A 24,124-nucleotide genomic window follows, 5' to 3' on the forward strand; every position below is an offset into this window, starting at 1 on the left:
CCGAACCACCCACCCCCGAACCACCCACCCACCTATGCCACCCCAGCCACCGGCCACCCGGCTTCGGCGCCGCCCAGGCCACCGGGCGCTGCCTGGCCACTTGGCCACCCCCCGACTGCGGGGGCGCCCTCCGGTCATGCGTTCGTTCACCCGAGTCCAGCAGACGTGCACTGACCCGAGCTCGGCAGGCGTTTGCTTACCCGAGCCTGGCAGGCGTTCGTTTGCCGGAGCCTGGCAGGCGTTCGCTTACCCGAGTCCAGCGGGTGTTCGCTCACCGGAGCCCGGCACGTGTTCGTTTGCCGGAGCCTGGCAGGCGTTTGCTTACCGGAGCCCGGCAGGCGTCCTCTGACCCGAGCCTGGCAGGCGTTCGCTTACCCGAGTTCGGCAGGCGGTCACTCGCCTGGCCGGACCAAGCCCGTTTCGTAGGCGAAGACGATCGCCTGGGCCCGGTCGCGCAGGCCGAGTTTCGTCAGCACCCGCCCCACGTGGGTCTTGACCGTCTGTTCCGCCACGAACAGCTTCTCCGCGATCTCCTGGTTCGACAGCGCCTGAGCGACGAGGGAGAGCACCTCCGACTCCCGGTCGGTCAGCTCGTCGAGCCGCCTGCCCGATGCGGCCCTGGGACCGCCGAGCCGGGCGAACTCGGTGATCAGCCGCTTGGTGATGGCCGGCGCGATGAGCGCCTCCCCGGCCGCCACCACCCGGACCGCCTCGGCGAGTTGCGTGGCGGAGGCGTCCTTGAGCAGGAACCCGCTGGCCCCCGCCCGTAACGCCTCGTAAACGTAGTCGTCGAGGTCGAACGTCGTCAGAATGAGCACCTTCGGCGCCCCGCCGCCCTGGGCCAGGAGTTCCCTGGTCGCTTCAAGGCCGTTCATGACCGGCATCCGCACGTCCATGAGCACCACGTCGGGAGCCAGCTCCGCCGACCGCTCCACGGCCTCCCGCCCGTCGGCGGCCTCGCCCACGACCTCGATGTCCGGCTGAGCGCTGAGGAACACCGTGAAGCCCGTACGCACCATTCCCTGGTCGTCGGCGATCAGAACCCGGATCAACTACTCTCCCTCTCGGTGATCGGCAGTGTGGCGCGTACCTCGAACCCTCCATCCGCAGCGGGCCCGGCGTCCAGCGTCCCACCCAGCAGAGCGGCCCGTTCCCGCATCCCCACCAGCCCCTGCCCGCTCCCATGCCCCACACCGGAAGCCCCTGCCGCCCGCCCATGACTGATGAAGCCCCCGACGCCAGCAGAACCGGCCTCCCGCCGGGCGGCCAGGGAATCCCCGCTTCGCCCGCCACCGACGGCGCTCCCGGCTCGCCCGGCGCCAACAGAACCCGCCCCCCATCCGGAAGCCAAGGAATCGCCGCCTCGCCCGCCACCGGAGGAATCGCCGACGCGGCCGCCGGTGGAGGGATCGCCGGCTCGGCCGCTACTGGAGAACTCCCCGATTCGCCCACCGCTGGAGGGGTCGCCGATTCGGCCTTCACCGCTAGAGGGACCGCTGGTTCGGCCGCCACTGGAGTAACCGCCGACTTGTCCGCCCCCGGAGGGACCCCCGGTTCGGCCGGTCCCGGCAGAACCGGTCGCCCGCCCCGTGCCGCTCGACGTTGAGGCGCGTCCTGCCCGGGTGGGTGTCGCACCCGGCCCTGTTCCGGTGGGTGTGGGACGCCGTCCTGTGCCTGTGGAAGGCACAGGTTGGTTTGTGGCGGGGCCGTTGGTGATGTGTAGTCGGAGTTCGTTCTCTTTGCGTGTGATGTCCACGGTGACGGTCGCGCCGGGTGCGTGACGCATCGCGTTCGACAGCGACTCCTGCACGATCCGGTACGCCGACAGCCCCACCGCCGGTGGCAGCCCGTCGAGCGAGCCCGACCTTTCGACCAGCACGGAGAGCCCGGCGGCGCGGGCGTTGGTGACCAGTTCGTCGATCCGGTCCAGTCCCGGCTGGGGCGCGGTGTCCGTACGGCCCTCGTGGTCGCGCAGCACGCCGAGAACCTGGCGCAGCTCGGCGATCGCCTCCAGTGACAGGCCCCGGATCTCGGCCAAGCCCGCCTCCAGCTGCGCCGGATCGCCCGCCGCCTTGAGCGGCACCGCCTCCGCCTGAATGGCGATCACCGACATGTGGTGGGCTACCACGTCGTGCAGTTCCCTGGCGATGCGGGCCCGCTCCGCCAGCACCGCCTGGGCGCTCTCGGCCTGCTGAGTACGCAGCTCCTCCTGGACCAGCCGGTCGGTGGCGGTACGGCGTACCCGGACGTTGTAGCCGAACAGCACCGCCACCGACACGACGACGGTGCTGAGGGGCATCGAGTTGGGATGGACGATCCAGAGAATGAGGACCGTGATGATCCAGACGGCCAGCGTGATCCTGCGGTCACAGCGGACGGCGACCGAGTAGAGGACCATCAGGTACATGATGATCGCCGGTATGGGGTAGGGCGGTGACCCCATTTCGAGCCTGCTCGCCACCCAGATGACGACCGGCAGCATCACGAGCGCGACCCGCCAGGCGGCCAGCGGCCAGCGGTCGCGCAGGGCGATGGGCGCCGAGACGCCCAGCGCGGCCAGGTAGGGGAAGATGAGGGGGACAGGGCCCGGAACGGTGCGGGTGAGGTCGTAGGCGACGGCGGCCCGCAGGTTCCAGTCGAGCATCATGGAGATCGTGAGCCCGTACATGACGAAGGCCAGGACGACGTCGGCGACCTGGGTCACGTTGTAGGTCCTGAACGGGACCAGCGCTCCGAGCCACCGAGGCACCGCGAACGTCAACCGGCGCGAGGCGGGCGGTGGATCGGCGTCCCCTTGCAGCAACGCCAGCCTGAACGGCAGCAGGATCGCCCGCCCGGCCCCCTCGACCAGCCCACCCCACCGCCTCGACCCTCTAGCCCGGGTCCTGTCGGTCGGAGTCCCGTTGGTCGGGGTTGCGTTGGTTCGGGCTCCGTCGGTCGGGGTCCCGTCGGTCGAGGTTGCGTCGGTCCGGGTCCCGTTGGCCCTGATCCCGTCGGTCTCGGATTTGTCGGCCCCGATCCTGTGAGGGCCCCTGTCGGTGTCCCTGCCACCCGGCTCCGAAGACCTGACCCCGCCGGGGATCTCGTCGCCCGGCTCGCCGAACGCGGTCGTGTCAGGAATCTTCTCGCCCGGCCTCCCGGATCCGGTTCTGTAGAGGAGTTCGTCGGGTGACCTTCCGGGGCCGGTCGTGTCAGGGATCTCGTCGCCTGGCCGGCCGGGTCCGATCCTGCTGGGGATCTCGTCGCCTGGCCTTTCGGCCTTCCCCGCGTCGGAGATCTCGTTGCCTGGCCGTTCGGCTCCGCTCTCGTCGCGTCGCCTTCCGGAACCGGCCCCGGAGGTGCCTTTGCCGTCCGATGCCCCGGCCCCGCGAGCCGGCTCGCCACCGTCGAGGACCTCGCCGACCGCCGTCTCGCCATGCGTGTCCCCGGCCCCGGCAGAGGACTGCCGGGCGCTGCGCCAAGGGCGCCGGCGGGAGAGCGCCTGGCCGAGTCGGCGGGCGCGCTGGACGAGGATCACCCGGCCAAGGTTACGAGCGGAGGGCCCCGTTCACATCACCCCAAGGTTTGATTCGCGGGGTCACTCGAAGGTGTCGCTTACATGATTACGATCGCCGTGAGCGAACATCGGCAATGAAGGGAACACCGCCAGGCTCCGATGAGTTGAGCCGGTATAACTCAACCCTTTGGAGTTCGCATGAGTGAGAGCTTGATCCTCCCGGTCCTGCCGCTCGACGACGAGGTCGTCCTGCCGGGCATGGTGGTTCCGCTGGACCTGTCCGACTCCGAGGTGCGCGCCGCCATAGACGCGGCCCGTGCATCTGGTGGCAACAAGCCGCAGGTCCTCCTCGTTCCCCGGATTGACGGTCGTTACGGCGCCATCGGCGTACAGGCCGTTGTGGAGCAGGTCGGGAGGCTGCCGGGCGGTGAGCCCGCCGCCGTGGTGCGTGGCGTCAACCGCGTCCGCGTGGGCACCGGCACGACCGGGCCCGGCGCCGCACTGTGGGTCGAGGCACACACGATCGACACCGTCGCGGCCGGTGAGCGCGCCCAGGAGCTGGCCAAGGAGTACAAGGCCCTGGCCACCACCATCCTGCAGAAGCGTGGCGCCTGGCAGGTGGTCGACCAGGTCAACCAGATCGACGACCCGTCGGTGCTGGCCGACAGCTCCGGCTACACCCCTTGGCTGAGCACGGCGCAGAAGGTCGAGCTGCTGGAGGCCGCCGACCCGGCCGAGCGGCTGGCCAGGCTGATCGAGTGGTCCCGCGAGCACCTCGCCGAGCTCGACGTCGCCGAGACGATCCGCAAGGACGTCCAGGAGGGCATGGAGAAGCAGCAGCGGGAGTTCCTGCTGCGCCAGCAGCTGGCCGCCGTGCGCAAGGAGCTCAAGGAGCTCAACGGTGACTCCGCCGAGACCGAGGAGGAGGACTACCGCGCCCGCGTGGAGGCCGCCGACCTGCCGGAGAAGGTGCGCGAGGCCGCGATCAAGGAGGTCGACAAGCTGGAGCGGACCTCCGACCAGTCCCCTGAGACCGGTTGGATCCGCACCTGGCTCGACACCGTCCTCGACATCCCGTGGAACGACCGCACCGAGGACAACTACGACATCGCGGGCGCGCGGGCCGTGCTCGACGCCGACCACACCGGCCTCGACGATGTGAAGGACCGCATCATCGAGCACCTGGCCGTGCGCAAGCGCCGCCAGGACAAGGGCCTCGGCGTGGTGGGCGGCCGCCGCAGCGGCGCCGTGCTGGCGCTGGCCGGCCCTCCCGGAGTCGGCAAGACGTCCCTGGGCGAGTCCGTGGCCCGCGCGATGGGCCGCAAGTTCGTACGCGTCGCGCTCGGCGGCGTACGCGACGAGGCCGAGATCCGCGGCCACCGGCGCACCTACGTCGGCGCGCTGCCCGGCCGGGTCGTCCGCGCCATCCGCGAGGCCGGCTCGATGAACCCGGTCGTCCTGCTCGACGAGGTCGACAAGGTCGGCGCCGACTACCGCGGCGACCCGACGGCCGCCCTGCTCGAAGTGCTCGACCCGGCGCAGAACCACACGTTCCGCGACCACTACCTCGAGGTCGAGCTCGACCTGTCCGACGTGCTGTTCCTGGCCACGGCCAACGTCCTCGAAGCCATCCCCGGCCCGCTGCTCGACCGCATGGAGGTCGTCACCCTCGACGGCTACACCGAGGACGAGAAGGTCTCGATCGCCCGCGACCACCTGCTGCCCAGGCAGCTCGAACTGGCCGGGCTGACGGCCGACGAGGTCAAGGTCGAGGACTCCGCGCTGCGCAGGCTGGCCGCCGAATACACCCGCGAGGCCGGCGTCCGCTCCCTGGAGCGGGCGGTCGCCCGGATCCTGCGCAAGGTGACGGCCAAGGACGAACTGCCCGTCACCGTCGGCGACGAGGATCTGGTGGGCTACATCGGACGGCCGAGGTTCGTGCCGGAGTCGTCCCTGCCCGAGGCCAAGCAGCGCACCTCGGTGCCGGGCGTGGCGACGGGCCTGGCGGTCACCGGGGCCGGGGGTGACGTGCTCTACGTGGAGGCGTCGCTGGCCGACCCTGAGACAGGCGAGACCGGGCTCACGCTGACCGGTCAGCTCGGCGACGTGATGAAGGAGTCGGCGCGGATCGCGCTGTCCTACCTGCGTTCGCACGGCGCGGAGCTGGAGCTGCCGGTTACGGCGCTGAAGGACCGGTCGGTGCACGTGCACTTCCCGGCGGGCGCGGTGCCGAAGGACGGCCCCTCGGCGGGTGTGACGCTGACGACCGCGCTGGCCTCGCTCCTGTCGGGCCGGCTCGTCCGCGGCGACGTGGCCATGACGGGTGAGATCTCGCTGACCGGGCGGGTGCTGCCGATCGGCGGCGTCAAGCAGAAGCTGCTGGCGGCGCACCGGGCGGGCATCACCACCGTCCTCATCCCGGCCCGCAATGAGCCGGACCTGGACGACGTGCCCGAGGAGGTCCGCAAGGAGCTCACCATCCACGCGGTGAGCGACGTCCGCGAGGTCCTCGACCTCGCCCTCGCGCCCGCCCAGGTGACTTCTTCGGTCGCCGCTTGATCCCTGCCGCCCCGCCGCAGTTCCGCGGCGGGGCGGTTTCATGCTCAAAACCCTTCATCCTGTACGCGCTGCCACCGGCACCGCCACCCGCCGCACATGGCCGGCGACCTCCAGGAATACGCCCTCTGACCGCCACAGGGCCGGGCGCCGTCACGCGCGCGCAGTGGGCCCCCCGCGTGGTGAACACCTGGCCCCCGGTGCCGTCGTCTGCGCCTGCTCAAGCCACCGCCACCCCAGCTTTCCCCAGGTCGTGACGCAGATCACGATCCCGACGGGGAATAGGGGGATCTTCTCCCGTCGTTAACAACGGCGTGAACGAGGCACACCCGACACTCCACCGCGTCCCCAAGGACGCCGCGTGTCGACGCATGTGTATGGGGCGAATGCCTGCCCGTTGAGCGCACCCCGTCCCGCCCGTTCTCCTCGAAGGCCGTCATGATCGCACCTGGTTTCGTGCTGCGCAGGCTGACCCACCTGCCCTTCCACCCCGGCACCCGCTGACCCCTGGCCTTCGCTTCCGGTGATGTAAGTTTCCGCGGCCCCGGCCGCTCTCAGTCGTGGGGAAATTCCGTGATCCAGGCTTCAGGCCTGCGCAAGCAGTACGGCACGACCGTCGCACTCGACGGCGTCGACCTGCACGTGCGCCAAGGCGAGATCTACGGCGTGCTCGGCCAGAGCGGCGCCGGCAAGAGTACGCTCCTGCGCTGCGTCAACCTGCTCGAACGCCCGACGGCCGGCACCGTCACCGTCGCGGGGCAGGACCTGACCGCGCTGGGCAGCGGCGCGCTGAACCGCGCCAGGCAGCGCATCGGCATGATCCACCAGCACTTCGCCCTGCTCTCCTCGCGCACCGTCGCGGGCAACGTGGCCTTCCCGCTGGAGGTCATGGGCGTGCCCAGGGCCGAGCGCGAGCGTCGCGTCGCCGAACTGCTCGACCTCGTCGGCCTGGACGGGCGCGGCAAGGATCGCCCGCATCAGCTCTCGGGCGGCCAGAAGCAGCGCGTGGGCATCGCCCGAGCGCTGGCCGGCAACCCGGACGTGCTGCTGTCCGACGAGGCCACCTCCGCGCTGGACCCGGCCACCACCCAGTCGATCCTGGCGCTGCTCAAGCGCCTCAACACCGAACTCGGCCTGACGATCCTGCTCATCACCCACGAGATGAACGTCGTCAAGGCCGTCTGCGACTCGGTCGCCATCATGTCCGGCGGCCGCATCGAGGAGTCCGGCGCCATCGGCGACCTCATCAGGACCCCTGGATCCCGCCTGACCAGGGAGATCTTCCCGCTGCCCGAGCCCGCGCCCGCCGGGTCGGTGACGCTGACGTTCACGGGGGACCCGCGGCAGCCGGTCGTGTCCGAGGTGGTGCGCAAGTTCGACGTGGACCTCAGCATCCTCGGCGGCTCCATCGAGGACCTGGCGGGGGGCTCCGTCGGCCGCCTGCGGGTCGCGCTGGCCGGCGACGAGGCCCCCGCGGCGCTGACGTACCTGCGTGAATCCGGTCTGATCGTCGAGGAGGCCGCGTGACCTGGGAAGAGATGCTGCCGTTGCTCTGGCCGGCGACGCTGGAGACGGCGCAGATGGTCGGCTGGGCGACGCTGTTCACCGTGCTGCTCGGCCTGCCGCTGGGCGTGGCGCTCGTGGCGTTCGACCGGGACGGCCTGCGGCCGCTGCCCGCGCTGAAGTCGGTGCTCGGGTTCGTGGTCAACATCGGCCGGTCGCTGCCGTTCATCGTGCTGATGATCGCGATCATCCCGTTCACCCGGCTCGTCGTCGGGACCACCATCGGCACCGCCGCGTTCGTGGTGCCGCTGACCGTCGGAGCGGTGCCGTTCTTCGCCCGGCTGGTCGAGACCGCGCTCAGGGAGGTCGGCGCCGACGTGGTGCAGGCCGCCCAGGCCATGGGCGCGAGCCGGACCACCATCGTGCGCAAGGTCCTGCTGCCCGAAGCCCTGCCCGGCCTGGTGGCCGGGCTCACCGTGACGGTGGTCGCGCTCATCGGCTACTCGGCCATGGCCGGCACGCTCGGCGGGGGCGGGCTGGGCGACCTGGCCGTCCGGTACGGCTACCAGCGGTTCGAGACGCTGCTGATGATCGTGACCGTCGTGCTGCTGATCGTGCTCGTGCAACTCCTGCAGAGCCTGGGCGACTGGGTCGCTCGGCGCCTATCGCATAAGTAAGGAAAAATCATGAAATTTCACCGCCTTGTAGGTGCTGCCGCGCTGGCTCTGTCGCTCGCCGCATGCGGTACGTCGCAGCCCGCGACCGAAACCAAGAGTGCCGAGTCGGCCGACACGGTGCTGAAGGTCGGCGTGAACCCCGTACCGCACGCGGAGATCCTGAACTTCGTCAAGCAGAACCTGGCCCCCGCCGCCGGGCTCAAGCTGGAGGTCGTGGAGTTCACCGACTACGTGCAGCCGAACGTGCAGCTCCAGGAGGGCCAGCTCACGGCCAACTACTTCCAGCACAGGCCGTACCTGGACGACTTCAACGCCTCCAAGGGCACGAAGCTGACCTTCGTCGCGCCGGTGCACCTGGAGCCGCTGGGCCTGTACTCCAAGAAGCTCACGAACGTCTCCGCGCTCGCCTCCGGCGCGACGGTGGCCGTCCCCAACGACGCCACGAACCTGGGCCGCGCGCTCAAGCTGCTCGCCGACAACGGCGTCGTCAAGCTCAAGGACGGCGTCGGCACCGCCGCCACCGAGCGCGACGTGACGGACAACCCGAAGAACCTGCAGTTCAAGCCGCTTGAGGCGGCCCAGCTGCCGCGTTCGCTCGAGGACGTCGACGCCGCCGTGATCAACGGCAACTACGCCATCGAGGCCGGGCTCAAGCCCGCCTCGCAGGCGCTGGTGCTGGAGAAGACCGAGGGCAACCCGTACGTCAACGGCCTCGTCGTCCCGGCAGGCCACGAGAAGGACGCGAACATCGTGACCCTGGGCAAGCTCCTGCAGGACCAGAAGGTCAAGGACTTCATCCAGCAGAAGTACGCGGGGTCGGTCATCCCGGCCCAGTAGGAAGGCCCAGTGCGAAAGCAGTAGGAAAACTCGAAAGCCGCGACCCCGGCAGCGGGGTCGCGGCTCGCTGGCGTGGCGGCCGAGCGACAGAATAGTGTTCTGATCATGCATCCGGGAGCCATCGCAGCAGTCACCCCCGACAAGCCCGCTGTGATCATGGCGGGCTCCGGACGGATCATCACCTACCGCGAGCTGGACGAGGAGTCCAACCGGCTGGCCCACCTCTTCCGCGCGGCCGGCCTGCGGCCCGGCGACCACATCGCCTTCATGCTCGCCAACCACCCTCTCTTCCTGGCCGTGGCCTGGGCCGCGCACCGCTCGGGCCTGTACTACACGCCGGTCAGCTCGCGGCTCCAGACCGACGAGCTGGCCTACATCGTCGGCAACTGCGGCGCCCGGGTGTTCCTGTCGAGCGCGGACCTGGCCGAGGTCGCCACCTCGATCACCGACGCCACGCCCGGCGTCGAGCTGCGGCTGATGCTGGACGGCGTCGCCGAGGGCTTCGAGTCGTACGAGGAGGCGGTCGCGGGCCGGCCGGTCACCCCGATCGCCGACGAGTGCCAGGGCATGGACATGCTCTACTCCTCCGGCACCACCGGCCGCCCGAAGGGTGTCAAGCTGGCCTCGGAGCACGGGCCGCTGGACGATCCCGGCCTGCTGTTCAAGCTCATCCAGGGGCTCTTCGCGCCGTCGGCCGACAGCGTCTACCTGTCGCCCGCGCCGCTCTACCACGCCGCCCCGCTGCGCTACAGCCTGACGTTCCAGCGGCTCGGCGCCACGGTGGTGGTCATGGAGCGCTTCGATCCGGAGCGGTATCTGGCGCTGGTCGAGCGGTATGCGGTGACGCACTCGCAGCTCGTCCCCACGATGTTCATCAAGATGCTCAAGCTGTCACCAGAAATCCGGAAAAAGTACGACATCTCGTCGCTCACGCACGCCATCCACGCCGCCGCCCCCTGCCCCGTCCCCGTCAAGGAACAGATGATCGACTGGTGGGGCCCGATCATCCACGAATACTACGCGGGCACCGAGGGCAACGGCTTCCTCTACGTCGGCCCCGAGGACTGGCTGCGGCACAGGGGCACGGTCGGCCGCTCTCTGCTCGGCATCGTGCACATCTGCGACGAGGACGGCGACGACCTGCCACCGGGCGAGCACGGCACGATCTACTTCGAGAACGGCGGCCGCTTCGAGTATCACGGCGACCCCGGCAAGACCCGCTCCGCCCAGGACCCGCAGGGCCGGGGCTGGACCACGCTGGGGGACATCGGTTACCTCGACGCCGACGGCTTCCTCTACCTCACCGACCGCCGCTCGTACATGATCATCTCTGGTGGTGTGAACATCTACCCCCAGGAGGCCGAGAACGTGCTGTCGGTGCACCCCAAGGTGGCCGACGTGGCGGTGTTCGGAGTGCCGGACGAGGAGATGGGCGAGCAGGTCAAGGCCGTGGTCCAGCCGGTGTCCGCGACCGAGGCGGGGCCGGGGCTGGAGGCGGAGCTGATCGCGTACTGCCGGGAGCGCCTGGCCCACTACAAGTGCCCCAAGTCGGTCGACTTCCGCGACGAGCTGCCCCGCCATCCCACGGGCAAGCTCTACAAGAGGCTGCTCAGGGACGAATACTGGCCAGCCGGTAGATAACTTTTCCGTATCTTTTCATGGCTTCCGACCCCGCCCCGACCTCGATCGATAAGGCCGGCGTCAGGGGCCGCCCACCCATCGGATCACCTGCTTAACCAGGTCTTACGCGCCTCTTGGCACTCTTGGGTCATCGGGACTTGAGGAGATGACAGATGAACGCGAACGAGCCTCGCGAGCAGGGCCCTGAGGAGCAGGGCACCGGTGGGTGGAGCCAGTTCGGCACCACCCCGCCGGCCGCCGGGGGCTTCCCCCGACGAGACACCCACATCATGCCGCAACTGCCGCCCCCACCGCCCGCCGAACCCAAGAAGGCGCGCTTCACCGCAGGTCAGAAGGCCATCGCCGGGCTCGCCCTGGCCGCCATGGCCATCGGCGGCGGCACCGTGGGAGCCGTGGTCGCCACCTCGCTCCAGCCCACCCCCGTCCTCACCAGCGCCAGCGCGCCCAGCCCCGCCTTCAAGCCGGCCTCCGACCAGCTCACCGTCTCCGAAGTCGCGGCCAAGGTGCAGCCGACGGTCGTGATGATCCAGGGCCAGACGGGAGAGGGCTCCGGCGTCGTCCTGTCGGAGGACGGCCTCATCCTCACCAACAACCACGTGGCCGTGGGCGCGACCGGGCAGGGCGGTGGGATGACCGTCAAGTTCAGCGACGGCAAGACCGCCAAGGCCGCCGTCGTCGGCACCGACCCCACCACCGACCTCGCCGTCATCAGGGCGGAGGGCGTCTCCGGGCTGACCAAGGCCACGCTCGGCGACAGCGACCAGCTCAAGGTCGGCGACGCCGTACTGGCCATCGGCAGCCCGCTCGGCCTCGACGGATCCGTCACCGCCGGCATCATCAGCGCGCTCGACCGCACGCTGACCCTCGGCAACGAGCAGCGGCAGCAGATCCCGCCGGGCTGGGGCCAGCAGCAGGAGCAGAGCAGCGCCCCCACCACGATCGGCGGCGCCATCCAGACCGACGCCTCGATCAACCCGGGCAACTCCGGCGGCGCGCTGGTGAACGCCGCGGGCCAGCTCGTCGGCATCAACACCGCGATCGCCTCGGAGGCCGCCGGTGGCGGCGTCGGCTTCGCCATCCCGGTCAACATGGCCAAGCAGGTGGCCGAGCAGCTCATCAGCAGCGGCAAGGTCAGCCACGCCTTCCTGGGCGTGAGCGTCACGGACGCGACCGGCGACGTGCCCGGCGCTCTCATCAGCCAGGTGACGCAGGGAAGCCCGGCCGAGAAGGCCGGGCTGCAGCAGGGCGACCTGATCACGAAGATCGGCGACAAGGCGGTTGACGCGGGCGATACGGTTGTCGGGCAGGTCAGAGGTTTCAAACCGGGCCAACAGGTCAAGATCACATATATGAGGGACGGCAAGGCCGCCACGGTCGATGTCACCCTCGCTGAGAAGAAGTAAACAGGACCCCCTCATGGACGGGTGTGCCGTCGAGATCGCTGCGGACTCGGCGGCACACCCCCCCATTTCTCCTCAGGAGACCTCAGGAGACCTCAGGAGACCTCAGGAGAATCGCCGGCCCTCGTCCCGGCGGTAGGCCCAGGTCGCGGCGATCGCCGCGACCACGGTCCACACCGCCAGCATGACGAGGGCCACCGTGTTCGGAGTGGTCCCCGCGGTCACCGCCCACAGCAGCTCCGCCACACCCCTGGCCGGGGTGTAGGGGGAGATGGCCTCGATGAAGCCGGGCAGGATCTGCGGCGGCAGCAGCAGCCCGCCGAAGATCGCCATCGGGAAGAGCAGGATCTGCGACACCGCGATCGCGGCCTTGGACGTCAGCGTGAAGCCGAGGAACAGCGCCATCAGGACGAACGGGACGATGCCCACGAGGATCACGCCCAGCCCCAGCAGCAACTTGACCGGCGTGATGGTGGCCTCGGTGAAGAACTCCGCCACCAGCAGCACGGGGATCACCGAGACCAGGGTGGTGGCGACGGTGGCCAGCATCCGCCCGGTGAAACGGGGGAACGCGCCGGCCGGCAGCGTGCGTACGTAGGGGTTCCACGGCAGCTCGCGGTCCTGGGCCACGTTGATGCTGAGTGTCATCAGCGCCCCCGACATCGCGCCGAAGAACATCAGCGAGGCCGTCGACATGGTCGCGTCCTGGGGCTTGTCGGCCGAGAACGGGATCACGAACGCCACCAGCGTGACGGCGGGGAAGAACGCGCTCGCCAGGAGGCCGATGGGCACCCTGATCTGTTCGATCAGGAGATAGCGGGTGTGGGCGGCGACCAGGCTAGACATTCGCGGACTCCTTGGCGGTCAGGGCCAGGAAGGCCTCCTCCAGGGTGGTCGGCCTGATCTCCAGGCCGGAGAACGGCGCGCCACTGCGTACGAGCTCGACGACCAGCCGGTCGGGGTCGGTGGTCACCAGGTGGATCCGGCCGTCCTCGCGCTCCTCGCCGAGCACGCCGGGCAGCTCGGGCAGGTTCGCGGCGGCGAGGGAGACACGGCGCACGCCCACGATGTCGCGTACGGCCCTGACGGTGTCGTCGGCCAGCACCCGGCCGGACCCCACCACCACGACCCGCTGGGCCAGGGCCTCGATCTCCTCCAGGTAGTGGCTGGTGAGCAGCACCGTGCCGCCGCCCTCGTGGAAGGACCTGATGCCCTCCCACAGCGTGCGCCTGGCCTCGACGTCCAGGCCGGTCGTGGGCTCGTCGAGGAACACCAGTCGCGGGTTGCCCACGAACGCCAGCGCCACGGCCAGCCGCCGCTTCTGCCCGCCGGACAGGCCGCCGACCTGGCGTCTGATCAGGTCGCTGAGGCCGAAGCGCTCCAGCAGCTCACCCTTGTCGGCCCGGTCGGGGAAGTGCGCCGACACGAAGTCGACGATCTCGCCGACCCGTAACGTCTCGGGCATCCCTGTGTCCTGCGGGGTCACGCCGATGCCGCGGCGCATGACCGGGTCGTGCGGCGAGCCGCCCAGCAGCTCGACCGTGCCGGACGTCGGCCGGCGCAGCCCCGCGAACAGGTTGATCAGAGTGGACTTCCCGGCGCCGTTGGGCCCGAGCAGCCCGACCAGCTCGCCCGCCCGGATGTCGAGCGAGACGCGGTCGAGCGCCTGCACGCCGCCGTAGCGGCGGCTGACCTCGATCGCTCTGGCGAGAATCGTCATTGATGTCCTCCGGCGTTGTCCAGCAGGGCGCGAATCGCCTTGGTGTAGTCCTCGAAGGCCAGCCGTCCACGTTTGGTGAGTGCCACGAACGTGACGGGCGTGCGGCCCTTGTGCGTCTTGGTGATCCGCACGTAACCGGCGTCTTCCAGCTTGGTCAGGTGCACCGACAGGTTGCCGGCGGTCATGCCGAGCATTTTCCTCATCGCGTTGAAGGGCATCTCGTCCCCGTCGCCGAGGACGTTGAGCGCCGCGACCACCCGCAGCCGCGCCTGCGCGTGGATCACCGGGTCGAGATCGGGCAGCGCGTTGTCGGCCGTCACGTCTGGCGCCGCAGCCGCAACCACAGCCCCAGGGCGATGAACCCGCCCCCGAGCAGTACGGCCACCAGCAGGGCGTGCCAGCCGGGGCCGAGCAGCACGCCCAGCGCGTTGACGCCCGCCGCCCAGGCGCCGCTGAAGAACATCGGCCAGTTGAGCCAGATGGCGCCGCCGGCCATCTGCAGCACGGCCACCACCAGGAGTGACGTGCCCGCCCAGAGCAGCCCTCGCTCGTCGACCGGCAGCAGGGGGCTCAGCCTGACGCAGAGGATGACCATCAGCATCATCCCGAGAAACCAGGCGTAGCCGAACATCGCTCCCCGCGCGGAGCTGTCGCCGCGCACCAGCCTGTTCATCTTCACGATCCCGTACGCGGCCGCCGCCCCCGCCACCATCTGGGCGCTCAGCAGCACGGCCACGCCCTGCATCTGGGCGATCGGCGCCAGGGACCGGCCGTCGAGGCCGTAGTGGAGGAAGATCGCGGTGAAGCCGAGCACCCAGGAGATGCCCCAGGGCACGTAGAGGAGCAGCGGGTCTCCGTGCAGCTGCTTCGTCGTGGCGACGCTCTGCTCCTCGATGACGCGCAGTATCTCCTCGGGAGAGGCGGGCCGGTCGTCTTCCACCATGCAAACTCCTCGTCGCTGCAAACTGGTTTGTAATGTAAACCAGATTGCGTCGCCAACTCAAGCCGTGTGCACGGGGGAAGGGCTTACCGCCTGGTGAGGACCTCGGACTCCCACAGGTCGCGGTAGTAGCCGGGGACGGCGACCAGCTCGTCATGACGGCCGCGCTGGACGACGCGCCCCTCTTCGAGCACGACCACCTCGTCGACCGGCTCCAGCCCCTTGAGGCGGTGCGTCACGAGCAGGGTGGTGCGGTCGCGGGTGACGTCGAGCAGGTCGTTCATCAGCCGGTCGGCCGTCTCCTCGTCGAGCGCCTCGGCGGGCTCGTCCAGCAGCAGCACCGGCGGGTCGTACAGCAGCGCCCTGGCCAGCGCCAGCCGCTGCAACTGGCCGCCGGACACGGTCTTGCCGTCCTCGCCCAGCTCGGCGTCCCAGCCGGTCCGCTCGACCCACGTGTCCAGCCGGGCGTCCCGCACCGCGCGCGTCAGCCGCTCGTCGCCGACGTCGGGCCCGGCCAGGCGCAGGTTGTCGCGGAGGCTGGCGCGGAAGATGTAGGGGTCCTGGGTGAGGCCGGTCATCAGCGTCCGTACGTCGTCGCCCGCCAGGTCGGTGAGGTCGACGCCGTTGACCTTGACGCTGCCCGACTCGGGCTCGACGAGGCGCATGAGGACGGCCAGCAACGTGCTCTTGCCGGCCCCGCTCGGCCCGACGATCGCCACCCGCTTACCGGGGGTCAGCCGCAGCGACACGCCGTCCAGCGCCTTGTGATCGGAGGCGTGGCGGACCACGAGGTCGTCGATCTCGATGGTCAGCGGGCCCTCGGGGAGGGCGGCGGGCGCGGGCGGCTCGGCGATCGCCGGGGTGGCCGAGCGGACCTCGCGCAGCCGCCTGAGCGCGGCCGTGATGCCCGCCATCCGCTCGCCGGCCGCCGCCAGCGGCAGCACCGGTTCGAACGCGACCAGCGAGGTCAGCGCGAGCACGGCCGTGCCCACCGAGCCGGTGCCCGCCCCCAGGGCGAGCAGGACGACCCCCGCCACCGTCAGCCCCTGCACGAGGGTGCCGCCGGCCAGGGCGGCGGCGTGCACGCGGGCCTGACGGCGTTCGAGCGCGGCCAGGGCTTCGTCGGCCGCCAGGGCCTTGGCCAGGGCCTCGTCGTCGGCGCCGTACGCGGCCAGGTCCGCCGAGCCGTGCACCAGGTCGGCCACCCGGCCCGCCAGCGCCGCCCGCGCCGGGGCGATCCTGGCCGACCAGCGGCGGGCCGCGGCGGCCGTACCGGCGGGCAGCAGCACCCCGGCCACCACCAGCCCCGCCACCAGCGCCAGCGCGGCCACGGGCAGGATCGTCAGCCCGACGATCACGGCGGCCAGCCCGGCGATGCCCGCCGCCGTGGCGGGCAGAAGGCAGCGGACCAGCAGGTCCTGGACGGCCTCGGTGTCGTCCACCATGCGGGAGAGCAGGTCGGCGCCGCCGTGGCGGGGCCGCTGGGGCGGGATCAGGGCCTCGAAGAGCCGCTCCCGGGTGCCGGCCTGGGCCCGCAGCGCGACGTCGTGGCCGGTGAGGCGCTCGGCGTAGCGGAACACGCCCTTGCTCGTGGCGAACGCCCTGGTCGCCACGATCGCCACGCTCAGCGCGGCCAGCGGCGGCTGTTCGGCGGCGCGGGTGATCAGCCAGGCCGCCGCCGCGATGAGGCCCAGCCCGGCCAGATCGGCCGCCGCCCCGGCCAGGACGGCCCACAGCAGCCGTACCCTCATCCGCCGGTTCATCGCCGTCCCCCTTCGTGCCCCGTCACCTGTCGTTGGTCCATGAGATCGCGGGTGGTGTCCGAGACGACGTGTCCCTCGTGGACGCGGATGACGCGGTCGGCGAGGTCGATCATGGCGGGCCGGTGCGCCACGATGACGGCAGTGCGGCCCCGGGCCAGGTCGGACGTGCCCGCGACCACCGCCGCCTCGCTGCGCCCGTCGAGGCGGGCCGTGGGCTCGTCCAGCAGCAGCACGGCGGCGTCCGGGCGGCAGAACGCCCGCGCCAGCGCGATCCGCTGCCGCTGGCCGGCCGACAGGTTCGTGCCGCGCTCGCCCACCACGGTGTCGAACCCCTGCGGCAGGTCGTTCACGAAGTCCGCGTGCGCCGCCGTGGCCGCCCGCCGGACCTCCTCCAGGGAGGCCGCGGGCGAGCCCAGGCGGATGTTGCCGGCGACCGACGTGGCGAACAGGTGCGGGCGCTGGGCGACGAACGCCAGCCGGGCCCGCCAGCTCGCGAGGTCGAGGTCGCGCAGGTCCGTACCGTCGATCAGGACCCGGCCCGCCGACGGCCGCACGAAGCCGAGGACGAGGTGGAGCAGCGTGCTCTTGCCCCCGCCGCTCTCACCCACCAGGGCGACCCGCTCGCCGGGCGCGATGGTGAGCGACACGTCCTCCAGCGCGGCGCCGTCGCGGCCGGGGTAGCGGACGGTCACGTTCTCCAGCCGGATCTCCGGAGCCGCCGCGCCCGCGCTCTTCCGAGCCGTGGAGCGGGGCCGGCCGGCCGGGTCGGCCGAGCGGTCCAGGACGGCGAAGGCCGCGTCGGCGGCCGCCACGCCCTCCATGGAGGCGTGGAAGCGCGTCCCCATGGCCCGCAGCGGCAGGTACGCCTCCGGCGCCAGCAGCAGCACCAGCAGCGCCGTGGTCAGATCCAGCGACCCCCCGAGCTGCCGCAGCCCGATCGGCACCGCCACCAGCGCCAGCGACAGCGACGCGCACAGCTCCAGCACCAGCGACGACAGGAACGCCACCCGCAACGTCCGCATGGTGGCGCCCCGGTGCGCGTCGGCGACCTCCCGGATGACGGTGGCCTGGTGGCGGGCCCGCCCGAACGCCCGCAGGGTGGGCAGCCCGCGCACCACGTCGAGGAAGTGCCCGCCGAGCCGCGACAGCGCCACGAACTGCCGCTCGGTGACGGCCTTGGTCGTCATCCCGACCAGCGCCCCGAAGATCGGGATCAGCGGCAGCGTGAACAGCACGATGACGGCGCTGGCGAGGTCGGCGGCGAACAGCCGGGCCAGCACCGCCACCGGCACCACCGCGGCCACCGCGATCGCCGGAAGATAGCCGGTCAGGTAGGCGTCGAGCCCGTCCAGGCCGCGCCCGGTCAGCGTGACCAGCTCGCCCGAGCGGTGCTCGGTGAGCCTGCCGGGCCCCAGCTCGCGCAGCCGCTCCAGCAGCCGGTGGCGCAGCGCCGACTTCACCCCGGTCGCGGTACGCCCGGCGAACACGCCCTGCGTCCACGCCAGCAGCGCGCGCACGCCGACCACGACCGCCAGCCCGGCCAGGGCGACCGTGGCGAACCTGCCGGACAGCACCCCGGCCAGCAACTCCGCCTGCACCAGCACGAGTAGCCCGGCCAGCATCGCGGCGGCCATGGTGACGCCCAGGTGGCGGCGGACGGAGCGCTCGGCCCGCATCAGCGCGAGGAGATCCTTGTGCACGTGACCTCAGAAGAACGACGGGACCCGGAAGGCGTCCTTCCCTGGCCGGAAAGTGCGCCATACCCATATTTGCGCGCCGAGCATGATCGGCGCGAACGGCAACACCATGACACTGAGCACATTCAGCGACGCCGGGGGCGCGCTGTGCTCCAGCAGGTACGGCAGCGCCCCCGCCAGCACCCCCGCCGCCGGCAGCGCGGCCACCAGCCCCGACAGCACGAGCATCCGCCCGGACCGGGTGGCACCGAACGTCCCCGGCGTCCGCCAGCCCAGGAACGTCCATCCGTGGAAGGCGAACAGCAGCGTCACCACCAGGCCCAGCATCAGCCCGACCGGGTGCACGGGCGAGGCGGTGAATCCGGTCGCGGCCGCGTACAGGGTCATTCCCCACCCGGCCGACAGCCCTAACGACCCGAACGCGATCGTTCCATCCCAGAAGCCCCGCCACGCGCGGCCGTCGAGCCTGCGGCGGAACCACAGCCCGGCGTCGCGCAGCACCCAGCACAGCAGCATGGCCACCACCAGCGGATACAGCGTGAACAGCACCTCGCCTTCGAGCAGCGGGTAGACCCCGAACAGCGTCCCCGCCACCGCGACCAGCCACACCTCGTTGGCCAGCACGTACGGCGCCACGGCGGCCACCATCCGATCCCGGTCCTCGCGCGTCCTGCCCAGCAGCGGCAGCAGCAACCCGACGCCCAGATCGAACCCTTCGAGCGCGAAATAGCCGGTCAGCAGCACGGCGAAGAAGACGAACCACAGCAGTTCCATGAGTACCCCTCAGTAGCTCAGTGCGGCGGGACGCGGCTCGCCGGCCGTCGCCCCGAGATCGAGGCCGCCGGGCCCGCGCCTGACGATCCGGGCGATGAGGACGTAGTCGACCACCGCCAGCAGCCCCAGCACGGCGACGAAGCCGATGAGCGAGGCCGTGACCATGCCGGAGGTCAGGCCGGGCGACATGGCGTCGGCCACGGTGAGCCGGTCGTTGATCATCCACGGCTGCCGGCCGACCTCCCTGGAGGCCCAGCCCGCGATCGCCAGCACGAACGGCAGCGGCGTCATCGCGATCAGGATCGGGTGCGTCCAGCGGCGCCGGTGCAGGGAGCGGATCATCGGCAGCATCACGAAGAGCGTGATCAGGCCCAGCAACTGCCCGAACTCCATCATGATCGCGAGCGAGATCGCCGACCCGACGTTGGTGCTGTACTTGTCCGTGTCGACGACGGCGAACTGCGCGTACCCGAAGCCCATGGTCAGGAAGATCCCGATGGCCGCCGTGACCACGCCCATCCGCAGCGACCGGGTGAAGAACTCCACCTCGGGGGCGCGCCGCCGCAGCCGGTACGCGCTGGCCCCCACCAGGACCATCCCGGCGGTGAACAGCCCGGCCCCGAGCACGTGGGGGAGGGCGAAGATCAGCGCCTTGTTCGTGAACAGGGCACCGGCGTCGGCCAGCTCCAGCCGGCCGTCGCGCAGGACGGCGCCGGCCGGGTTCTGCAGGAAGGAATTGGCCACCATGATGAAGAACGCGCTCCCGTACGCGGTCAGCGTCACGAGCCAGATGCACGCCAGGTGCAGCCTCCTGGGCAGCCGGCCCCAGCCGAAGATCCACAGGCCCAGGAACGTGGACTCCAGGAAGAAGGCCACCAGCGTCTCCATCGCCAGCGGCGCGCCGAACACGTCGCCCGCGTAGTGGGACAGACCGCTCCACGACAGCCCGAACTGGAACTCCATCACCAGCCCGGTGACGATGCCCAGCGCGTAGTTGATGACGTAGATCTGCCCCCAGAACCGCGTCATCCTCTCGTGCACCGGGTCGCCGGACCGCGTCCAGCGGGTGTGCATGATCGCCACCAGGGGCGCCAGGCCGAGCGTGAGCACGACGAACAGGAAGTGCAGGCTGCTCGTCACCGCGAACTGCGTACGTGCCAGGTCGAGTACGTCCATAAGTAGACAGTCTACATGTAGGCTGTCTATATGACGGACGGGTGTCTAGGATCGAGGTCATGAATCCGGACGCGCTGCGCGGGCACATGGACGCGCTGCTGCTCTCAGTGCTGGAACGGGAGCCGCTGCACGGCTACGCCATCATCGAGGCGCTGCTCGAGCGCAGCGGTGGCGCGCTCAACGTGCCCACGGGCACCGTCTATCCGGCGCTGCGCAGGCTGGAGCGCATCGGCTACCTCTCCAGCGAGTGGGCGACGGTGGGCGGGCGCAAGCGGCGCACCTATCGGCTGACCGAGTCGGGCCGCAAACGGCTGGAGGGGGAGCGGTCGGCCTGGCAGGAGTTCACCACCGTGATCGGCAGCGTCCTGCGCGCCGAGACGGCCGGCCTGGGGCTCAGTGGCGGGACGCCTTCGTGATCGTCACGCAGCGCGTGGCGGCGTAGATCTGCAGGCCCCACACGGCCGAGGTCACCAGGTTGGCCAGCGTGCCCGGCAGGGTGGCCAGCGTGTTGGGCGCCTCGGTGCCGTACGACAGCAGCAGGCTCAGCCCGGCGGTGACCGGCAGCGAGGTCCAGACCAGCACGCCCAGCGACCTGGTCACCAGTCGCGGGTGGCCGATCCACCGGGCGCCCCTGCTCAGCGCGAACAGCGCGAGCCCGCCGTACAGGCCGGTGCCGAGCTGGACGAGGTCGAGCAGCCGGGAGACCGGCCCGAACCACGCCGGGACGTTCGCCCACGTCTCGCCCGAGGGCGGGTAGGCGCGCCAGAGCATCGACCACATGACCACGGTGAGCGGCACACTGACGAACAGCAGCACGCCCAGCCGCCGCCCCGACGAGGCGGTCAGCTCGGCCTGGTAGCCGGGCGCGATCTCGGCGACCGGCCCGAACTCCGCCACCGCCACCCGCTCCGCCTCGGCCCGGTCCAGCCCTTCGGCCTCCAGCGCGTCGGCCGTGTCGGTCAGGCTGTCGCGCGCTTCGACGACCAGATCCCGCTTGGGCCCCTGCGGGCCGGCCAGCGCGCCGCTGAGCTCGGCCACGTAGTCGTCGATGCGCATGGGATCAAGTTTAGAAGGGGGAGCCCTAGGGGTCCCATCAGGGAACTCCCCGATATTTCGGGGGCCTGGGTTGTCACGTAGGAAAAAACCTACATATAGTGGCTGACATGCTCGTCTCCTCCCTTCTCACCGTCACCGTGCCCGTCGCCGACCAGGCGCGGGCGCTCGACTTCTACACCGGCGTGCTCGGCTTCGAGGTGCGCTCCGACAATCCGTTCCCGATGGGCCGCTGGCTCACCGTCGCGCCCAAGGGCGCCGAGACCACGCTGCTGCTGGCCTCCTGGTTCCCGGACATGGCGCCGATCGGCGGCCTGGTCGTGGGCTCGCCCGACCTCGACGCGCTGGCCGTCCGGCTGCGCGAGCACGAGGTCGGCTGCACGGGGCCGACCGAAGAGGCGTGGGGCCGTCAGCTCCTGTTCCGTGACCCCTTCGGCAACGGGTTCGTGGTGAGCTCCGTTTGACGGCCGACCACGTCTTCACCGCGCTGGCCAGCCCGGCCAGGCGCGAGCTGCTGCGCCTGCTGCTCGACGAGGGGGCCCAGCCCGCCGGGCGGCTCGCCGAGCGGTTCGACATGAGCAGGCCCAGCGTGTCGGAGCATCTCAAGGTGCTCAGGGACGCGGGGCTGGTGGCCGAGAGCCGCAAGGGCCGCGAACGGCACTACCGGCTGGAGCCGGCGCCGCTCATGGAGATCCTCGACTGGCTCACGCCGTACGAGCGGTTCTGGCGCGAGAAGCTCGCCGACCTGACGACCCTGCTGAACGAAATGGACGATGACGATGGCTCCTGAAGACCTGCGGGCGATCCGGCTCGACCAGTTCATCCCGCATCCGCCCGCGAAGGTGTGGCGGGCGCTGACGGAGCCTGAGCTGGTGGCCCGGTGGCTGATGCCCAACGATTTCAAGGCGGAGGTGGGGCACCGCTTCACCTTCACCACCACGCCCAAGAAGAAGGTGGGCTTCGACGGGGTGGTGCACTGTGAGGTGCTGCGGATCGAACCGGAGGAGCTGCTGCGGATCAGCTGGAGCGATGGCAAGCGGGCCGACTGGACGGTCACCTGGCGCCTCGAACCCGAGGGCCGGGGCACCCGGTTGTTCCTGGACCACGAGGGGTTCGACCCGGACGACGAGGTCCAGCAGTTGTCCCGGCGCATCATGGGCGGAGGCTGGCCCCGCCACTTCGACGTCATCACGGAGATCGCCGCCGAATTCTGACCACCGGCGTCCGGCCCGGGTCCCTTCGAAGAACGGACTTCCCTCCGACATGCGCCTCTCGGCGTCACCGTCATCCCATCCGGCAGCCGTGAGACGGCCCTGCGTCCGGCGGCAGTGGCCCGGCCGGCTCGTGCCTCCGTTCCGTCCGGCAGTGGTGGCCCGGCCGGGTCGTGCCTCCTCCCGTCCGGGAGCGGTGGGTCGGCCGGCCGGTGCCCCTCCCGTCCGGCGGCGGTGGACTGATCGGTCTGCGGGCCCTCCTGTCCTGCGGCCGTGGGCTGACCGCCGTACCCCCTCCCCCTTGAAGGACCTGTGCCGAAGTGCGGTGGGAGCAAAAGGCGGTCAGGGGTGGATGGCCGGTGGGGTGGGTTCGGCGGCGTGGTCGGCGTGGGAGGCCGTGCTCCACAGGACGGCCGCCGTGACGATCGCCGCCAGCAGGGCGAACCAGCCCGCCGCCCGCCCCATCCGCATGCCGTACCCGCACAGCAGCCACGACAGCGACAACCACCACCGATGCCCGGCCTGGCGGCGCATCTGCATGGCCGCGAACGCGAAGTCGGCCGACGTCGCCTGGTCGCTGGGCCGCAGCCCGGCGTAGAGCGTGGCCAGCCCGTCCGCCGAGGCCGCCGGATCCCCGCAGCCCGACCGGTCGTGCAGGGTGTGCTCGTCGGCCAGCACCCGCCGGCGGGAGAACCAGCGCAGCAGCGGCCACCGCAGGCTCATCCGCACCCCGCGCGGCGTCAGCGCGAACGTGCAGTCCTTGACCCGCACCCCGGACGGATACGTCAGCCCCGCGAACCTGCACCCGGAAAGGTCCAGCCCGAACAGCGCCAGGCTGGCCGCCTCCACCTGCCGCAGCGACGTCAGCATGGAGTTGCCCCGCCCGGTCACGGTGGCCGGGCCGCGCAGGACCGCGCCCTCCAGGTCGGCCTGCGAGTCGGTCAGCCGCAGCGTCGTGGCGCCCGCCACCTCCACCCCGCGCAGGTCCACGCCGCACCGGGCGACCGCCACGTCGAGCAGCCCGTCGGCGCGCGCCCTGGCCGCCGAGAGCCGGCCCGTGGCCGACAGGTACGCGTCCGCCGCGAAGTGCGCCGCCTCGAACCCGGCATGCCCGCTGACCTTGCGGAACGACAGAGTACGGCCGAAGCGCGCCCCCCTGAAGGCGGCCCCGTCGCCGAGCCGGGCCCCGTCGAAGGTGGCGTAGCCGTCGAACCTGGCCCGCTCGCACGACAGCCCGTGCCCGAACACGGCCTGGTCGAACAGCGCGTCCCTGGACATGATGGCCCGGTCGAGCGAGACGTGCCCGCGTACGGTGACGCCGTGGAAGGACAGTTCGCGGATGAACCGGACACCGGCCAGCGACACGTTGCCCTCGAAGCGCGCGCCGAAGAACGAGGCCAGCCGGTCGAACCTGGCGCCGTCGAGCGAGACGTCGCCCGTGAACGTCACGCCGGACAGCCGGACGTCGCCGGTGAACCTGACCCGGTCGAGCCGGGTCCGGCCGAGCCGGCCGCCGGTGGCGTCGAGCAGCCGGGAGAGCAGATCGGTGTTGACGGTCGTGCCGCGCAGGTCGAGCAGGCGGCGGGGGGACATGTCGCCGATCGTCTCGCCGAGTTGCTCGGGCGTGAGATGAGCGAGGCAGAAGCCGGACGGACGGCTAGCGATTCCGGTGCAGGCAGC

22 protein-coding genes are annotated in these 24,124 nt (G+C 71.0%); 10 read left to right on the top strand and 12 right to left on the bottom strand.

Annotation, left to right across the window (positions count from 1 at the left end):
* Positions 1-392 precede the first annotated feature (392 nt).
* Together C4V41_RS50760 and C4V41_RS65975 are read right to left on the bottom strand one after the other, a co-directional pair.
* Positions 393-1,052: a response regulator gene (locus tag C4V41_RS50760; protein WP_103963280.1), complete on the bottom strand. Its 660-nt coding sequence runs from the start codon at positions 1,050-1,052 to the stop codon at positions 393-395.
* Entirely contained in the window at positions 1,049-3,517 is a 2,469-nt protein-coding gene (locus tag C4V41_RS65975; protein ID WP_160150676.1) for a histidine kinase, read from the bottom strand. Before C4V41_RS65975 ends, C4V41_RS50760 begins: the two co-directional genes overlap by 4 nt.
* A gap of 177 nt (positions 3,518-3,694) precedes the next feature.
* On the opposite strand from C4V41_RS65975, the gene lon reads away from it, so the two are divergent.
* The 6 genes from lon to C4V41_RS50800 all read left to right on the top strand — a co-directional run bounded on the left by lon (position 3,695) and on the right by C4V41_RS50800 (position 12,113).
* On the top strand, positions 3,695-6,055 hold the full coding sequence (lon, locus tag C4V41_RS50775; RefSeq protein ID WP_103963282.1) for an endopeptidase La: 2,361 nt from the start codon (positions 3,695-3,697) through the stop codon (positions 6,053-6,055).
* A 570-nt stretch (positions 6,056-6,625) separates the two neighbouring features.
* A complete protein-coding gene (locus C4V41_RS50780; RefSeq protein ID WP_103963283.1) occupies positions 6,626-7,579 on the top strand; it encodes a methionine ABC transporter ATP-binding protein in 954 nt (317 codons plus the stop codon).
* Positions 7,576-8,232 carry a methionine ABC transporter permease gene (locus tag C4V41_RS50785; protein WP_200824811.1) on the top strand — a complete coding sequence of 219 codons (657 nt, stop codon included), beginning with the start codon at positions 7,576-7,578 and terminating at the stop codon, positions 8,230-8,232. The genes C4V41_RS50780 and C4V41_RS50785 overlap by 4 nt, the downstream gene beginning before the upstream one ends.
* A gap of 9 nt (positions 8,233-8,241) precedes the next feature.
* Positions 8,242-9,069: a MetQ/NlpA family ABC transporter substrate-binding protein gene (locus C4V41_RS50790; RefSeq protein WP_103963284.1), complete on the top strand. Its 828-nt coding sequence runs from the start codon at positions 8,242-8,244 to the stop codon at positions 9,067-9,069.
* Positions 9,070-9,174: 105 nt separating this feature from the next.
* Positions 9,175-10,710 (top strand): AMP-binding protein, encoded by a 1,536-nt coding sequence (locus C4V41_RS50795; protein ID WP_103963285.1) that lies wholly within the window; start codon positions 9,175-9,177, stop codon positions 10,708-10,710.
* A 152-nt stretch (positions 10,711-10,862) separates the two neighbouring features.
* Positions 10,863-12,113: a S1C family serine protease gene (locus tag C4V41_RS50800; RefSeq protein WP_103963286.1), complete on the top strand. Its 1,251-nt coding sequence runs from the start codon at positions 10,863-10,865 to the stop codon at positions 12,111-12,113.
* A gap of 102 nt (positions 12,114-12,215) precedes the next feature.
* On the opposite strand, the gene C4V41_RS50805 is transcribed toward C4V41_RS50800, so the two are convergent.
* The 8 genes from C4V41_RS50805 to C4V41_RS50840 form a co-directional block, all read right to left on the bottom strand.
* The gene (locus tag C4V41_RS50805) at positions 12,216-12,956 is read right to left on the bottom strand and encodes an ABC transporter permease (RefSeq protein WP_103963287.1); all 741 of its coding nucleotides are present in this window, start codon (positions 12,954-12,956) and stop codon (positions 12,216-12,218) included.
* The gene (locus C4V41_RS50810; RefSeq protein ID WP_103963288.1) at positions 12,949-13,830 is read right to left on the bottom strand and encodes an ABC transporter ATP-binding protein; all 882 of its coding nucleotides are present in this window, start codon (positions 13,828-13,830) and stop codon (positions 12,949-12,951) included. The genes C4V41_RS50805 and C4V41_RS50810 overlap by 8 nt, the downstream gene beginning before the upstream one ends.
* Positions 13,827-14,150 carry a winged helix-turn-helix domain-containing protein gene (locus C4V41_RS50815; protein WP_235030898.1) on the bottom strand — a complete coding sequence of 108 codons (324 nt, stop codon included), beginning with the start codon at positions 14,148-14,150 and terminating at the stop codon, positions 13,827-13,829. The genes C4V41_RS50810 and C4V41_RS50815 overlap by 4 nt, the downstream gene beginning before the upstream one ends.
* The gene (locus C4V41_RS50820; protein WP_103963289.1) at positions 14,147-14,773 is read right to left on the bottom strand and encodes a transporter; all 627 of its coding nucleotides are present in this window, start codon (positions 14,771-14,773) and stop codon (positions 14,147-14,149) included. The genes C4V41_RS50815 and C4V41_RS50820 overlap by 4 nt, the downstream gene beginning before the upstream one ends.
* A gap of 83 nt (positions 14,774-14,856) precedes the next feature.
* Entirely contained in the window at positions 14,857-16,533 is a 1,677-nt protein-coding gene (gene cydC / locus C4V41_RS50825; protein WP_235030899.1) for a thiol reductant ABC exporter subunit CydC, read from the bottom strand.
* Complete coding sequence (cydD, locus tag C4V41_RS50830) at positions 16,530-18,233, bottom strand: thiol reductant ABC exporter subunit CydD (RefSeq protein WP_103963291.1); 1,704 nt, start codon at positions 18,231-18,233, stop codon at positions 16,530-16,532. The genes cydC and cydD overlap by 4 nt, the downstream gene beginning before the upstream one ends.
* 6 nt (positions 18,234-18,239) lie before the next feature.
* The gene (locus C4V41_RS50835; RefSeq protein WP_103963292.1) at positions 18,240-19,004 is read right to left on the bottom strand and encodes a cytochrome d ubiquinol oxidase subunit II; all 765 of its coding nucleotides are present in this window, start codon (positions 19,002-19,004) and stop codon (positions 18,240-18,242) included.
* Between the two features lie 9 nt (positions 19,005-19,013).
* Positions 19,014-20,180 carry a cytochrome ubiquinol oxidase subunit I gene (locus C4V41_RS50840; RefSeq protein ID WP_103963293.1) on the bottom strand — a complete coding sequence of 389 codons (1,167 nt, stop codon included), beginning with the start codon at positions 20,178-20,180 and terminating at the stop codon, positions 19,014-19,016.
* A 59-nt stretch (positions 20,181-20,239) separates the two neighbouring features.
* On the opposite strand from C4V41_RS50840, the gene C4V41_RS50845 reads away from it, so the two are divergent.
* The gene (locus C4V41_RS50845; RefSeq protein ID WP_103963294.1) at positions 20,240-20,596 is read left to right on the top strand and encodes a PadR family transcriptional regulator; all 357 of its coding nucleotides are present in this window, start codon (positions 20,240-20,242) and stop codon (positions 20,594-20,596) included.
* Here C4V41_RS50845 and C4V41_RS50850 read toward each other — a convergent pair.
* A complete protein-coding gene (locus tag C4V41_RS50850) occupies positions 20,574-21,236 on the bottom strand; it encodes a permease prefix domain 1-containing protein (protein ID WP_103963295.1) in 663 nt (220 codons plus the stop codon). The genes C4V41_RS50845 and C4V41_RS50850 overlap by 23 nt on opposite strands.
* 107 nt (positions 21,237-21,343) lie before the next feature.
* Between C4V41_RS50850 and C4V41_RS50855 the strand changes: the two genes are divergently transcribed.
* Genes C4V41_RS50855 through C4V41_RS50865 form a run of 3 tightly spaced genes read left to right on the top strand, consistent with a single transcriptional unit; the run spans position 21,344 to position 22,447 of the window.
* Positions 21,344-21,697: a VOC family protein gene (locus tag C4V41_RS50855; RefSeq protein WP_103963296.1), complete on the top strand. Its 354-nt coding sequence runs from the start codon at positions 21,344-21,346 to the stop codon at positions 21,695-21,697.
* Entirely contained in the window at positions 21,694-22,023 is a 330-nt protein-coding gene (locus C4V41_RS50860; protein WP_103963297.1) for an ArsR/SmtB family transcription factor, read from the top strand. The genes C4V41_RS50855 and C4V41_RS50860 overlap by 4 nt, the downstream gene beginning before the upstream one ends.
* Positions 22,013-22,447, top strand: coding sequence for an SRPBCC family protein (locus C4V41_RS50865; RefSeq protein WP_103963389.1), 435 nt, complete (start codon positions 22,013-22,015; stop codon positions 22,445-22,447). Before C4V41_RS50860 ends, C4V41_RS50865 begins: the two co-directional genes overlap by 11 nt.
* 339 nt (positions 22,448-22,786) lie before the next feature.
* Here the strand turns inward: C4V41_RS50865 and C4V41_RS50870 are convergent, their stop codons facing one another.
* Positions 22,787-24,037, bottom strand: a complete 1,251-nt coding sequence (locus C4V41_RS50870; RefSeq protein WP_160150677.1) for a pentapeptide repeat-containing protein — start codon at positions 24,035-24,037, stop codon at positions 22,787-22,789.
* Positions 24,038-24,124: the final 87 nt, after the last annotated feature.

Source organism: Nonomuraea solani (assembly GCF_900108335.1).
Lineage (GTDB): Bacteria > Actinomycetota > Actinomycetes > Streptosporangiales > Streptosporangiaceae > Nonomuraea > Nonomuraea solani.